This window comes from Polaromonas potterensis (assembly GCF_033446725.1).
Classification (GTDB): Bacteria; Pseudomonadota; Gammaproteobacteria; order Burkholderiales; family Burkholderiaceae_C; genus Polaromonas.
On sequence record NZ_JAWQLX010000008.1, the window covers coordinates 219664 to 231322 of the forward strand.

12 protein-coding genes are annotated in these 11659 nt (G+C 60.6%); 5 read left to right on the top strand and 7 right to left on the bottom strand.

Annotated elements, in window-relative coordinates; translation table 11 throughout:
* The first annotated feature begins 2 nt into the window (after window positions 1-2).
* Complete coding sequence (locus R6254_RS15790; RefSeq protein WP_318408200.1) at window positions 3-1163, top strand: acyl-CoA dehydrogenase family protein; 1161 nt, start codon at window positions 3-5, stop codon at window positions 1161-1163.
* Window positions 1160-1654 carry a thioesterase family protein gene (locus R6254_RS15795; RefSeq protein WP_318408202.1) on the top strand — a complete coding sequence of 165 codons (495 nt, stop codon included), beginning with the start codon at window positions 1160-1162 and terminating at the stop codon, window positions 1652-1654. The genes R6254_RS15790 and R6254_RS15795 overlap by 4 nt, the downstream gene beginning before the upstream one ends.
* A 46-nt stretch (window positions 1655-1700) precedes the next feature.
* On the opposite strand, the gene R6254_RS15800 is transcribed toward R6254_RS15795, so the two are convergent.
* From R6254_RS15800 to R6254_RS15825, 6 genes are all read right to left on the bottom strand, one after another.
* A complete protein-coding gene (locus R6254_RS15800) occupies window positions 1701-2858 on the bottom strand; it encodes an ABC transporter substrate-binding protein (RefSeq protein WP_318408204.1) in 1158 nt (385 codons plus the stop codon).
* A gap of 128 nt (window positions 2859-2986) precedes the next feature.
* The gene (locus R6254_RS15805) at window positions 2987-4843 is read right to left on the bottom strand and encodes an AMP-dependent synthetase/ligase (protein ID WP_318408206.1); all 1857 of its coding nucleotides are present in this window, start codon (window positions 4841-4843) and stop codon (window positions 2987-2989) included.
* A gap of 4 nt (window positions 4844-4847) precedes the next feature.
* Complete coding sequence (locus R6254_RS15810; RefSeq protein ID WP_318408207.1) at window positions 4848-5645, bottom strand: ABC transporter ATP-binding protein; 798 nt, start codon at window positions 5643-5645, stop codon at window positions 4848-4850.
* Complete coding sequence (locus R6254_RS15815) at window positions 5642-6472, bottom strand: ABC transporter ATP-binding protein (RefSeq protein ID WP_318408208.1); 831 nt, start codon at window positions 6470-6472, stop codon at window positions 5642-5644. Before R6254_RS15815 ends, R6254_RS15810 begins: the two co-directional genes overlap by 4 nt.
* Entirely contained in the window at window positions 6469-7545 is a 1077-nt protein-coding gene (locus R6254_RS15820) for a branched-chain amino acid ABC transporter permease (RefSeq protein WP_318408209.1), read from the bottom strand. The genes R6254_RS15815 and R6254_RS15820 overlap by 4 nt, the downstream gene beginning before the upstream one ends.
* 6 nt (window positions 7546-7551) lie before the next feature.
* Entirely contained in the window at window positions 7552-8427 is an 876-nt protein-coding gene (locus R6254_RS15825) for a branched-chain amino acid ABC transporter permease (RefSeq protein WP_318408211.1), read from the bottom strand.
* Window positions 8428-8552: 125 nt separating this feature from the next.
* Here R6254_RS15825 and R6254_RS15830 point away from each other — a divergent pair, with 125 nt between their 5' ends.
* The 3 genes from R6254_RS15830 to R6254_RS15840 are packed head-to-tail and all read left to right on the top strand — an operon-like array spanning window position 8553 to window position 11133.
* Window positions 8553-9947: an acyclic terpene utilization AtuA family protein gene (locus R6254_RS15830; protein ID WP_318408212.1), complete on the top strand. Its 1395-nt coding sequence runs from the start codon at window positions 8553-8555 to the stop codon at window positions 9945-9947.
* Window positions 9944-10336, top strand: coding sequence for an AtuA-related protein (locus R6254_RS15835; protein ID WP_318408214.1), 393 nt, complete (start codon window positions 9944-9946; stop codon window positions 10334-10336). Before R6254_RS15830 ends, R6254_RS15835 begins: the two co-directional genes overlap by 4 nt.
* Window positions 10333-11133: a crotonase/enoyl-CoA hydratase family protein gene (locus R6254_RS15840; RefSeq protein ID WP_318408216.1), complete on the top strand. Its 801-nt coding sequence runs from the start codon at window positions 10333-10335 to the stop codon at window positions 11131-11133. Before R6254_RS15835 ends, R6254_RS15840 begins: the two co-directional genes overlap by 4 nt.
* 73 nt (window positions 11134-11206) lie before the next feature.
* Here R6254_RS15840 and R6254_RS15845 read toward each other — a convergent pair whose 3' ends face one another.
* On the bottom strand, window positions 11207-11647 hold the full coding sequence (locus tag R6254_RS15845; RefSeq protein ID WP_318408217.1) for an acyl-CoA thioesterase: 441 nt from the start codon (window positions 11645-11647) through the stop codon (window positions 11207-11209).
* Window positions 11648-11659: the final 12 nt, after the last annotated feature.

The following is an 11659-nucleotide window of genomic DNA, read 5'->3' on the forward strand; positions in this document are numbered from 1 at the left end:
GCATGCCTTCGCCCACCGCTGATCTGGACGCCCTGGCCGACATCACCGAGGCCGTCAAACGTTTTGCACAGCACGAGATTGCGCCCCATGTCAGCCAGTGGGACGATGCCGGCGAATTTCCCCGCGCCTTGTACGGCCGGGCGGCCGAACTGGGTTTGCTGGCGCTGGGTTATCCCGAGGTCCTGGGCGGCACGCCGGCTCCCTGGCGCATGCGTAATGCCATGACCCTGGCCTTATGTCGCTACGGCGGCAGCGGCGGTGTGCTGGCCAGCCTGTTTTCGCACAACATCGGCCTGCCACCGGTGCTGGCTTATGGTTCGGCCGCCTTGCAGCAGGCCGTGATCCCACCGGTCTTGCGTGGCGAAAAAATTGCGGCCCTGGCGATCACCGAGCCCGGTGGCGGCTCCGATGTGGCGGCCTTGCGTACGACGGCACGGCGCGAGGGCGGCGACTACGTGATCAACGGCGAAAAGGTGTTTATCACCTCGGGCATGCGCGCCGACTTCATCACGGTGGCCGTGCGTACCGGTGAGGCCGGCAGCAAAGGTGCGGGTGGTATCTCCATGATTCTGGTGCCCGGCGAGAGCCCGGGCCTTTCCCGCAGCCCGCTGCAAAAAATGGGCTGGTGGTGTTCGGACACGGCGCAGCTGCGTTTTGACGGGGTGCGGGTGCCGGTCAGCCATTTGCTGGGCGAAGAAGGCGGCGGCTTCAAGATCATCATGGGCAATTTCAACGGCGAACGTCTGGCCATGTCGGCCGCCGCCCTGGGTTTTGCCCAGGCCTGTTACGACGAGGCACTGGACTGGGCGCGCCAGCGCAAGACCTTTGGGCAGGCGCTGGTCGAGCGCCAGGTGATCCGCCACAAACTGGTGGACATGCAGATGCGTATCGCGTCCACCCAGGCCTGGGTCGACGCGGTGGCCGACCGGGCCGATGCCGGTGACCAGGGCCCCGACTGGGTGGCCCATGTCTGCATGCTGAAAAACCACGCCACCCAGACCATGCAGTTTTGCGCCGATCAGGCGGTGCAAATCCTGGGCGGCATGGGTTTTATGCGTGGCACCAAAAGTGAGCGTATTTACCGCGAGGTCAAGGTCATGATGATTGGCGGCGGCGCCGAAGAAATCATGAAAGAGCTGGCGGCACGACAATTAAATTTATGAGCAAAACACTTCCCTCCAGCGCCAGCGCGGCCAAAGAATTCGAGCCGGCGTTTGTGGCCGGACTCAAAACAATGTTTGAAGAGAAAATTCTTTTCAACCAGGTCTTGGGCCTGAAGATCACCAGCCTCACGCCGGAGCGTGTGGTTGGTCGCATCGATATGAAGCAGACCTTGGTGGGCCACTATGCGCACAACCGTATTCACGGCGGTGTGATCAGCGCCGGGCTGGACGCCATGGGCGGCCTGGCCGTGATGGCGGCCATTGGCGCGCGCCACATGGACGAATCGCCTGAGCAGCGCCTGCAACGTTTCGGCAAACTCGGCACCATCGATTTACGCATTGATTACCTGCGCCCCGGCATCAGCGAGTATTTTGAATTACGTGCCGAAGTCATGCGCCTGGGTTCGCGCGTGGCATCCACCCGCATGGAGTTTCTGGGGGCTGACGGCAAGCTCTTGTCCACCGGGGCGGGGGCTTACATCGTGTCATGAAAAAAGCCACCCTCGGGTGGCTTTTTTCTGAGGGTAGGCCGGTGGCTTATTCGATGTAAGCGGACACCACTTTCCATTTGCCATCGGTGATTTGCGACAGACGCGCGGCATCGCTGCCCAGCCGCTTGGTGGGCGAGAAGCTGGCGGGTGCGCTGCCAAACATGTCCGGTGGAATGGTCATCGTGTCCATGACCTTGATGAAGCTGTCCGTCGTCAGGTTGGGGCCGGCCTTTTGCGCCGCTTTGGCAAAGGTGTCGATGATGAGGTAGCCATAAACAGAGAAGACCGTCGGGTCGTCGTTGAACTTGGTCTTGTATTTATTGGCCCAGAAACGGATCGGTTGTGAGGCTTCGTCAAGGTAGGGGTTTTGCACCGTCATGGTGGCATACAGCCCATCCATGGCCTTGCCGCCCAGCTTGTGGATCAGGTCGGTATACGCTGCGCTGGAGCCGATGAAGGTCGGGTTGAAACCAGTCTTGCGTGATTCACCGATGGCACCTATGGTTTCACGAATGATGGTGCCCAGCACGACCAGGTCGCAACCGGCGGCTTTCATCTTGGCCACCTGGGAGGAAAAATCGGTGGCCCCGCGTTTGTACGAGGTTTTTTCGGTGAAATCCATGCCTATGGTTTTCAGGCCGGCCTCGGCGCCACGCAGCACTTCCAGCCCGAACTCATCGTCCTGGTAAATGGTGCAGATCTTCTTGGCGCCTTTGTCCTTGACCAGTTTCGGCACGGCATTACGCATCTGGTCAAAGTAGGTGGCGGCAAAGGAATATTTGAGCTTGTGAAAAGGCTCATACATCTCGCGCGCGGCCGTGATCGGGAAAAAGTTGATGACGTTTTTTTCAAACTGCACAGGCATGGCGGCCAGGTTTTGCGCTGTTCCGATGTGGCCCACCATCATGAAAATCTTGTCCTGGTTAACCAGCTTTTGTGCGGCCAGAACGGCTTTTTTGGGGTCGTAACCCGAGTCTTCCACTATGAGTTTGAGCTTGCGGCCATTGATGCCGCCTTGCTCATTGATCTCGTCGACCCGCAACATCATGCCCAGCCGCGCCTGTTTGCCAAAACCCGCGAGAGGTCCGGACAAGTCCTGGATGGAACCCAGGGTGATTTCCGTCTTGCTCACGCCTTGTTGAGCCATGGAGTAGCTGGCACTGAGGGCCAGCACGGCCAGTACCAGGGTGGATTTGAATTTCATTGAAGTCTCCTGTGATGAAGGGGCCATGACACGTCTGACACAAGCGGAAAAACACAGACCATTCTTGACTTCAGCCGCCGAAAGTCAAGCTGGCGTAACTACCCAAGGGAAACTACTTAAGCATCGCTTCAGCGGTACATCGCCTCGATCTGGCCGGCATATTTTTTTTCAACCAGTTTGCGTTTGAGCTTCATCGTGGGGGTGAGTTCTTCGTCTTCCGCGCTCAGCTGTGTTTCGAGCAGGAAAAACTTCTTGAGCTGCTCGACCCGCGCAAATTTCTTGTTGACCCGGTCCAGCTCTGCCTGGATCAACTCCTGCACCTCCGTCGAACGTGTGAGGCTGAGGTAGTTGCTGAACGGCACGTCATGGTCTTGCGCAAATTTCTCGACGTTTTCCTGGTCGATCATGACGATGGCGGTCAGGTAGGGACGTTTGTCGCCGATCACCACGGCATCGGTGATGTAGGGGGAAAACTTCAGCTCGTTTTCCAGCTCGCTGGGCGTCACATTTTTGCCGCCGGCCGTGATGATGATGTCTTTCATCCGGTCGGTTATTTTGTAATAACCATCGGCGTCCACCAGTCCCACATCGCCGGTGTGCAGCCAGCCATCGGCATCAATGGTTTCTGCGGTTTTTTCAGGCTGGTTCAGGTAACCCATGAACACATTGATGCCGCGCACCTGGATTTCACCGGTGACCGGGTCCAGCCGGACCTCGTTGTAGCCGGCGGCCGGGCCGATGGAGCCGGGCTTGATGCGGCTGGCCGGAACACCGGTGGCCGCACCACAGGTTTCCGTCATGCCCCAGACCTCCAGCATGGGCACACCCAGCGCCATATACCACTTGACCAGTTCAGGCGAGATTGGGGCGGCGCCCGTGACACAGAAACGCGCACGGTGTATGCCTATCAGTTTGCGCGCGTTGTCCAGCGCGATCCAGCGTGCCAGCGTGAACTTCAGCTTGAGCCAGCCACTGACCGGTTCGCCGGCCATGACCTGGCTGGCGATCTGGGTGCCCACACCTATGCCCCAGGCGTAGGCGGCTTGTTGCAGCCGGCTGGCTTCCTTGAGGGAAATCATCACCCCCGAATAAAATTTTTCCCAGACCCGGGGCACGGCCGTGAACACCGTGGGGGCAATCTCGCGCACGTTTTCCGGGATGGTTTCCGGGTTTTCCACAAAGTTGAGTTTGGCGCCGGTGTACATCGCAAAATATTCGCCGCCCATGCGTTCCGCCACGTGGCACAGCGGCAGGAAACACATACGTTCATCGTTTTCGTCTTGCGCCACCAGGGTGTTGTAGCCGCGCGCCGTGAAGACCAGGCCTTGGTGGCTGTGCATGGCGCCTTTGGGTTTGCCGGTGGTGCCCGAGGTGTAGATCAGAATGGCCAGATCTTTGGGCTGGCAGGCCTGCACGCGGGCTTCCACGGCCCCGGGGTGTTGTGCCAGGTAGTTGCGGCCCAGGGCGCGCAAATCATCCAGGCTGATAACGTCGGGCTCGTCCAGCTTGCGCAGACCTTCCATATCGAACACGATCACTTTGCGCAGATTGGGCAACTGGCTGCGCACTTCCAATGCCTTGTCCAGTTGTTCATCGTCTTCAACAAACAGGAGGGTGGTGCGAGAGTCTTCGCAGAGGTAATGCACTTGGGAGGCCGCATCGGTCGGGTAAATGCCGTTGGCCACGCCGCCGCAGCTGAGCACAGCCAGGTCGGCCAGCACCCATTCGATCACGGTGTTCGACAGGATGGACGCACATTCGCCTTGGGCGAACCCCAGGCTCAACAGGCCGCCGGCAATTTCGCGCACGGCCTCGCCGGTCTGGTTCCAGCTCCAGCTGTGCCAGAGGCCCAATTTTTTCTGCCGCATCCAGACCTTGTCCTGGCGCTGCGCCACGGCATTCCAGAACATGGCGGGAATGGTGTCGCCGGGCATCACGAGTTCGTGATTCGGCTGGATGTGCGAGAGGTTCCAGAGATTGGACATGGATTTATCTCCAGTTTTTCTTTTTCTTCCAGCGGCGCTCACTGCGCACACCGTCTTCCTTCATGCCCAGGTAGAACTCCTTGATGTCCTCCTTCTCGCGCAGCCGGGCACAGGTGTCTTCCATCACGATGCGGCCGTTCTCCAGCACATAGCCGTAGTCGGAGGCGTTCAGGGCCATGTTGGCGTTTTGCTCCACCAGCAAGATGGTGGTGCCACGGTCCCGGTTGATACGCACCACGATCTCGAAGATCTCCTTGGTCAGCTTGGGGCTCAGGCCCAGGCTGGGTTCATCCAGCAGGATCAGGTCCGGCGAAGCCATCAAGGCCCGCGAGATCGACAACATCTGCTGCTGGCCACCGGACAGCAGGCCGGCATCCTGCAAGGCGCGTTCCCGCAGGATGGGAAAGTAGCCAAACACCGCCTCCATGTCCTGGGCCACGCCGTCACGGTCCTTGCGTGTGTACGCCCCCATCAGCAGGTTGTCGCGCACACTCAGCAGCGGAAAGACTTCCCGGCCTTCAGGCACATGGCTCAGGCCTTGCTGGACGATGTAGGCCGGGTCTTGCGCCGTGATGTCGCCGCCCTTGAACTGGATGGAGCCCTTGCGCGGGTCGATGATGCCGGAGATGGTTTTGAGGATGGTGGTTTTGCCGGCGCCGTTGGAGCCCAGCACCGTGGCAATTTCACCGCGGCGCACCTGCAGGCTGACCCCGCGTATGGCCTTGATCGGGCCATAAGCACTTTCGACATTGAGCAGCTTGAGCACAGGCTGGTCGCTCACCGGGGGCGGCGTGTTGCTCATGACTGGGCCTCCGCATGCATATCGATGATTTTGTGCGGCCTTCTCAGCGAGGACACATCGTCAATCGAGCCCAGGTAGGCCTCGATCACCCCCGGGTCATTCTGGACTTCACGCGGTGTGCCCATGGCCAGGACCTCGCCCTGGTTCATGGCCAGCACCCGGTCGGAGACCTTGGAGACCAGGCTCATGTCATGCTCCACCATCAGCACGGTGATGCCCAGTTCGTTCTTGATGTCCTGAATCCAGAAAGCCATGTCATCGGTTTCCTCGACGTTGAGCCCGGACGAGGGTTCGTCCAGCAGCAGCAGCTTGGGTTCGGTGCACAGCGCCCGCGCCAGCTCCACCACCTTGCGCACGCCATAGGGCAGGCCGGCCACCAGGGAGTCGCGGTGGTGCTGCAGGTCCAGGAAGTCGATGATTTGTTCGGCTTTTTCTCTGGCCTGCAGCTCGGCTTCGCGGGTTTTGCGGGTGAAGAAGATTTCGCTCCACAGCCCGGTTTGTTTGTGGGTGTGCCGGCCTATCAGCAGGTTGTGCAGCACCGTGGCGTGTTCGAACAGCTCGATGTTCTGGAAGGTGCGGGCAATGCCCAGGGCGGCAATTTTGTGCGGCGGCTGCTCGGACAGCTTGGCGCCCAGGTACGCGATCTCGCCGGTGGTGGGCGTGTAGATGCGGCTGATCAGGTTGAAGACCGTGGTTTTGCCGGCGCCGTTGGGGCCTATCAAGGTGAACACCTCGCCCTGCTTGACGTCGAAGCTAACATTGTTGACGGCCAGCACACCGCCGAAACGCACGCTGAGGTTTTTTGCGGAAAGAAGAATTTCAGTCATTTCAGGCGGTCCGACTTCTGGAAGGATTTTTGACGCTTGAACATGCCTTTGCGGTAAAACGGAAAGGTCTGCAAATAGGTGCGGATCTTCAGCCAGCGGCCATACAGGCCCAGCGGTTCAAACAAGACAAAGGCAATCAGCACCATGCCGTAGACCACGCCTTGCAGGCCGGGCGCCTGGCCTATGGTGGCGGGCAGGTAGTCTTTGACCAGTGCAATCGCTTGCGGCATGGAGATCAGGAAGATGGCGCCGAGGAAGGCGCCGTGCACCGAACCCACGCCGCCGACCACAATCATCAGCAGCAGGTCGATGGATTGCAGGATGTTGAACTGGTCCGGCGAGATGAACTGCAGCTTGTGGGCATACAAGGCACCGGCAATGCCGGCCAGCGCGGCCGACAGGGCGAAGGACAAGGTTTTGTAACGCGCCAGGTGGATGCCCATGCTTTGTGCGGAGATTTCTGAATCGCGGATGGCCACAAAGGCGCGGCCGGTCGGTGAACGCAGCAGGTTCAAGATTGCCAGGGTGGCGCCAATCGCAATCAGCAGGCAGAGAAAGTAAAAGGTTTCGCCGCTGTCGACTTTCCAGCCAAACATGTCGGGCGCCTTGACGTGGATGCCGGCATTGCCACCCGTGACCTTTTCCCAGCGGGCAAACACTTCTTCAACGATGAAACCGAAGGACAGGGTGGCGATGCCCAGGTAAATGCCTTTGACGCGCAGGGCCGGCAAGCCAACCACCAAACCCACGGCGGCGGACAGGCCGGCGGCGCAGGCCAGGGCGATCGGGAAAGGCACGCCGGCGTTGGTCATCACGGCCTGGGTGTAGGCGCCCACACCCAGAAAGGCGGCGTGGCCCAGGGAGAACAGGCCGGTGAAACCAGCCAGCAGCATCAGCCCCAGGCCGGCGATGGAGTAAATCAGGATGAAGGTCAGCTGGGCCAGCCAGTATTCGGCAAACAGCCAGGGGGCGGCAAGCAGCAGCAGCAACAGCGCGCCGTACCAGAACACATGGCCGCCGTGTTTGGCCAGCTTGATGTCCTGGTTGTAGTCGGTCTTGAAGATAAAACGCATGGGTGCCTAAACTTTCTTGCGGAGTTTTTCGCCGAACAGACCGTTGGGTTTGACCATCAGCATGAACAGCACCACCACGTAGGCGGCAACGTCCTTGATCCCGTCGGGCGCATAAAAGCCGGCCAGCGATTCGACGATGCCGATGATCAGGCCGCCGACAATCGCGCCGGGCAAGCTGCCGAAGCCACCGACCACGGCTGCCGGGAAAGCCTTGAGGCCAATCAAGCCCATGTTGGCGTGCACAAAGGTGATAGGTGCCAACAGCAGGCCGGCGATGGCTGCCACCGCCGCCGCCAGGCCCCAGACCAGGCCGTTCAGGCGTTGGACGGGAATACCCATGTAATAGGCGGCCAGCTGGTTCTGCGACGAGGCCTGCATGGCGATGCCCAGCTTGCTGTATTTGAACAGCGCAAACAGCAACAGACACAACACCGCGGTGCTGCCGATGATGACCATTTGCTCGACGTTGAGAATCAAAGCGCCTGCGTTCCAGATCTGGTCTTTGTAGGGCACAGGCAAGGTGTGGGTTTCCGTGCCTATGCCGGGGATCATGGTGATCAGGCCGCGTGCCGTGTAGCCGACACCTATGGTCAACATCACGATCGAAAAAGCCGGCTGGCCGAGGATGGGGCGTATCACCAGTCGTTCCAGCAGCACGCCGAACAGCGCCATGCCGGCGATGGAACTGAGGATCGCCAGCCAATACGGAAATCCAAGAAACGTCATGCAGGACAGACCCGCAAATGCACCCAGCATCATCAGTTCGCCCTGGGCGAAACTCACGGTCTCGGTGGCCTTGTAGATGAGGACAAATCCCAGGGCGATCAGCCCGTAGATACAGCCCTGGGCAATGCCGCTGATGATCAATTGCAATAACTGCACATTTGCTCCACAATTAATTTTCACAAAGCATTTGCTTGGTGAAAATAATCTAACATCTGGAAGGCAGGAAAGGGCGGATTTTTGATCCGGTCTAACCCTGACGAACTGATCATGAGCTGCATTCAATGAAAAAATCAATCCGGGTTGGTGCCGGGTTGGGTTTCTACGGAGACGCCTGGGAGCCGGTGCTGGCGAGCATCGAACGCGGCGGTGTGCAATACATCGCCAGCGACCATCTGGCAGAGCTGACGCTGGCCATTTTGCAAAAGGATGTGCAGCGTGATGCGTCGCTGGGTTATGCCCGCGATGTCGTGCCGATGTTGCTGCGTTTGTGGCCCGCCATGCAGCAGCGTCAAGTCCGTTTTGTCTGTAATGCCGGCGGCCTCCATCCAGCCGGTGCCGCCGCTGCTGTGCGTGCTGCTTTTGCGGCCAAAGGCTGGCAGGCCCGCGTTGCGGTGGTGACTGGTGATGAGGTTTTGCAAACGGTCACCGAGCTGGCGCCAGCACACATGTTCACGGGCAGCAACTTTGACACCGTGCGTGAACGCATGGTGTTTGCCAATGCCTACCTCGGGGCCAGACCGATTGTGTCCGCCCTGCAGCAAGGTGCGGACATTGTGATCACCGGCCGTGTCGCCGATGCCGCCTTGTTTCTGGCGCCGCTGGTGTTTGAGTTCAGCTGGAACCTCGGCGACGGCGCAAGCCCCGCCACGCCGGCCGACCTGAATCGCCTGGCGCAAGGCCTGGCGGTCGGGCATTTGCTCGAATGTTCAGGCCAGGGCAGCGGTGGTAATTTCGGCAGCGCAGAGACCTGGAAAGCCATTCCCGACCTGGCCCACATCGGTTACCCGATTGCCGAGGTCGACGAAGACGGCACGGCCGTCATCACCAAGGCGCCAGGCACCGGTGGGCGTATCAACTTCGACACCGTACGCCAGCAACTGCTGTACGAGGTGCACAACCCGAACGCTTATTTTTCACCCGACGTGGTGTTAGACCTGTCCACCGTGCAACTGGACGACCTGGGCCAGGACCGCGTGCGGCTGAGCGGTGCCACCGGCCACCCGCGCACCGACCAGCTCAAGGTGGTGGGTGGTTACCGCGATGGTTTCAAGGCCGAAGTCACCTGGGGTTTCAGTTGGCCCGATGCTTATGAAAAAGCCTTGGCGGCGGTCGAGATGGTCAAAAGCCAGCTGGCCGACAAACAGGTGCCGCACGAGGCCTTGTTCATAGAGTTTCCAGGCCTCAACTCGGCGCATGGCGCGCTGGCACCTCTGCCGGAGCCGCAGGCGCTGGCCGATCTGAATGAGGTCTGGGTGCGCATGGTGTTGCGTACACAAGTCAAGGCGGCGGCCGACGGTTTTGGCCGCTTGTTTCCCTGGATGGGCTTGAGCGGTCCGGCCTACACCTGCGGTTTTCACGGCTTGCACAACACCAGCGAGCTGCTGGGCATCTGGCCGGCGTTGATAGACCGCAGCCTGGTCGAGCCGCAAACCCGCGTGGAGATGTTGCAAACATGAGCCAAGCACCCATGCAAAAAATCCAGCTCGTGAAGCTGGCCCATGCCCGGAGCGGTGACAAGGCCGACTGGGTGGACTTCGGCCTGTTTGCCTGGAATACCGGCGGTTATGCCGTGCTGGCGCGCGAGGTCACGGCGCAGCGGGTGCAGGCCCACTTTGCGTCCTGGTTGCCGGGCCAGGTTGAGTGCTGGACCCTGCCCAACATCCTGGCGATCAAGCTGGTGTTACGCGACGCCTTGCAGGGCGGCGGGGCGCGCAACCTGCGCCTGGACAACCTGGGCAAGTCCATGGCCGCGGCCTTGTTACGCATGGAAATTGATGTTGGTACCGACGAGCTGGCCGCCTGCCTGGCGGCGCCGCGTGTCGGTTGGTGGGGAGATGCATCATGAGTGTGTTGATTGAAAAAGACGGGGAGGTCACCGTGGTGACCTTGGATCGCCCCGACGTGCGCAACGCGGTCGACAGCAGCCATGCCCGCGCCTTGTACGAGGCTTTTCTGGCGTTTGATACGGACGACAGCGCCAAGGTGGCGGTGTTCCATGGCGCGCACGGGCATTTCTGCGCCGGCTGGGATTTGCAGTTCGGCGCGAAGATGTTGCGTGAGCCGCCGGCTGATGGCCAGGGCGTGTTGACCGGCCTGGACTTTCAGGCGGAGGATGAGCAGCCGCTGGGCCCCATGGGGCCCTCACGTTTGTTGCTGTCCAAACCGGTGATCGCCGCCGTCAGCGGTGCCGCGGTGGCCGGCGGCATGGAGTTGGCGTTGTGGTGCGACCTGCGGGTGATGGAGGCCGATGCTTATTTCGGCGTTTATTGCCGGCGTTTTGGCGTGCCGCTGATCGACGGCGGCACGGTGCGCCTGCCGCGCCTGATCGGCATGGGCCATGCGATGGATTTGATCCTGACCGGCCGCAAGGTCGAGGCGGCCGAGGCCTTGCAGATGGGTTTGTGCAACCGGGTCGTGCCCCAGGGCACCGCGCGTGAGGCGGCGCTGGTGCTGGCCCGGCAACTCGCGGCCTTTCCGCAAAAAACCATGCTGGCCGATCGCCAAAGTGCTTACACGCAATGGGATCTGCCCTTGCCGCAGGCGCTGCAGCAGGAGTGGGTACGCGGCAAGGACTGCATTGCCGACGGGCTGCAGGGCGCAGCACGCTTTGCCGATGGCCAGGGTCGGCACGGCAAGTTTTAAGGGTTAAATCGGCCTCTAGCCCTTATGGAACGGGCGCAATCAGCTATTAACTCTATAGCGACCGGGGCGCCGCCTAGACCGGGCGCGGCAGCGAGGACACCGGCACCGGCCGGGGCTGGCCGTTGTCGTCTATCGCCACATAAGTCACGCTGGCTTCGGTGACCTTGATGTAACGCCCTTGCGAACGGAAACGTTCGGCAAAGACCTCGACCTTGACGGTCATGGAGGTGCGGCCTATCCGTGTCAGCTCCGAATAAAAAGACAGGATGTCGCCGACCCGCACCGGCTGCTTGAAGATGAACTCGTTGACGGCCACCGTGGCCATGCGGCCTTCGGCATAACGCGCCGGGATCACCGAGCCGGCCAGGTCGACCTGGGCCATGACCCAGCCGCCAAAAATGTCGCCGTTGGCGTTGCAGTCCGCCGGCATGGGGATGACTTTGAGCACCAGTTCCTTGTCAAGCGGCAGCTTGACACTCAAAGAGTCATGGGGAAGGCTGGATTCGGTAGACATAGGCACAATCGG

Excerpts from the sequence above, each read along its gene's own strand:
- R6254_RS15795 (WP_318408202.1), top strand. The coding sequence starts at position 1,160 with ATGAGCAAAACACTTCCCTCCAGCGCCAGCGCGGCCAAAGAATTCGAG.
- R6254_RS15835 (WP_318408214.1), top strand. The coding sequence starts at position 9,944 with ATGAGCCAAGCACCCATGCAAAAAATCCAGCTCGTGAAGCTGGCCCAT.
- R6254_RS15840 (WP_318408216.1), top strand. The coding sequence starts at position 10,333 with ATGAGTGTGTTGATTGAAAAAGACGGGGAGGTCACCGTGGTGACCTTG.
- R6254_RS15830 (WP_318408212.1), top strand. The coding sequence starts at position 8,553 with ATGAAAAAATCAATCCGGGTTGGTGCCGGGTTGGGTTTCTACGGAGAC.
- R6254_RS15845 (WP_318408217.1), bottom strand. The coding sequence starts at position 11,647 with ATGTCTACCGAATCCAGCCTTCCCCATGACTCTTTGAGTGTCAAGCTG.
- R6254_RS15815 (WP_318408208.1), bottom strand. The coding sequence starts at position 6,472 with ATGACTGAAATTCTTCTTTCCGCAAAAAACCTCAGCGTGCGTTTCGGC.
- R6254_RS15805 (WP_318408206.1), bottom strand. The coding sequence starts at position 4,843 with ATGTCCAATCTCTGGAACCTCTCGCACATCCAGCCGAATCACGAACTC.
- R6254_RS15820 (WP_318408209.1), bottom strand. The coding sequence starts at position 7,545 with ATGCGTTTTATCTTCAAGACCGACTACAACCAGGACATCAAGCTGGCC.
- R6254_RS15790 (WP_318408200.1), top strand. The coding sequence starts at position 3 with ATGCCTTCGCCCACCGCTGATCTGGACGCCCTGGCCGACATCACCGAG.
- R6254_RS15810 (WP_318408207.1), bottom strand. The coding sequence starts at position 5,645 with ATGAGCAACACGCCGCCCCCGGTGAGCGACCAGCCTGTGCTCAAGCTG.
- R6254_RS15800 (WP_318408204.1), bottom strand. The coding sequence starts at position 2,858 with ATGAAATTCAAATCCACCCTGGTACTGGCCGTGCTGGCCCTCAGTGCC.